The 1,183-nt window shown below is 45.0% G+C and carries 1 pseudogene; it reads right to left on the bottom strand.

The window, feature by feature from the left end:
• Positions 1-50: 50 nt before the first annotated feature.
• Positions 51-1,183, bottom strand: a pseudogene (locus tag GY683_RS05625) (hypothetical protein); the annotation flags it as partial.

Genomic DNA, 1,183 nt, shown 5'->3' with positions numbered 1-1,183 from the left:
CTTCAGCTTAAATGGTGGGCAACAAAAGGACGTTGCCCACCCTACATTAGTTAATCTTCACTTTCTGAAGGTTTAAATTCTGCCTTCAGTTCTTGCTGAATGTTGCTTGGCACGGGTTCATAATGGCTAAATTCCATCGTGAAAAAGCCATTTCCGCCTGTGGCGGATTTCAGTTCTGTCTGATAGTTGTTTAATTCGCTTAAAGGGACTTCTGCTTTGACGCAGACCATATTGGATGGTCGCATGTCACTGCCCTGAATACGTCCTCGTTTGCTGGCTAAATCTCCAGTAATTGTGCCCATGTGTTCATCTGGCGTTGTGATTTCGGCTTTGACGATGGGTTCAAGTACCATTGGTTTGGCTTTGTTGATGGCATCTAAAAAGGCTTTTTTGCCTGCGGAGACAAAGGCGATTTCTTTAGAATCGACTGCATGATGTTTGCCGTCGTAAATGGTTACTTTGATATCTTGCAGGGGATAACCTACGATGGCTCCTGAATCTAAAACTTGTTGGATACCTTTTTGGACGGCTGGGATATAGACAGATGGAATAACGCCGCCCGCGATGGCATTAACAAATTCAAATCCGCCACCGCGTTCAAGTGGCTCAACGCGCAGAAAGACTTCGCCAAATTGACCAGCGCCGCCTGTTTGCTTTTTATGGCGGTGATGGCCTTCGGCATTGATGCTGATGGTTTCCCGATAGGGAATTTTAGGCTGGCTTGTTTCTACTTCGACATTGTAATGCTTTTGCATTTTTTCCAATGTGATCCGTAGGTGAAGTTCACCAAGCCCGCGTAATACAGTCTGATTGAGTGCGGCATCGTGTTTAAGTTGTAAACAAGGGTCTTCGCCTGCGAGCCTTTGTAAAGTGGTACCGATTTTTTGTTCATCGCCTTGCCGCTTGGCGGAAATGGCTAGACCATACATGGGTGTTGGAAATTCTTGAGTTTCATGATGAATTTGGTCTTCGTCATGGGAGTCATGTAGCACGGTGTTGAAAGAAATGGCATCGACTTTGGCTAATGCACAAATATCACCTGGGAAAGCTTGCGAAACTTCTATTTGTTGTTTGCCTTGAAGTTTTAACAGATGACCCGCTTTAAAGGGTTTGCGAGCGTCGCCAATGTATAATTGACTGTCTTTGGTTATTGTGCCTTGATGGATACGAAATACGCCCAATT

This window comes from Moraxella sp., from assembly GCF_024227015.1.
GTDB lineage: Bacteria > Pseudomonadota > Gammaproteobacteria > Pseudomonadales > Moraxellaceae > Moraxella.
Note: the sequence above shows the minus strand (reverse complement) of the source record. Positions and strands in the feature narration are given on the sequence as shown.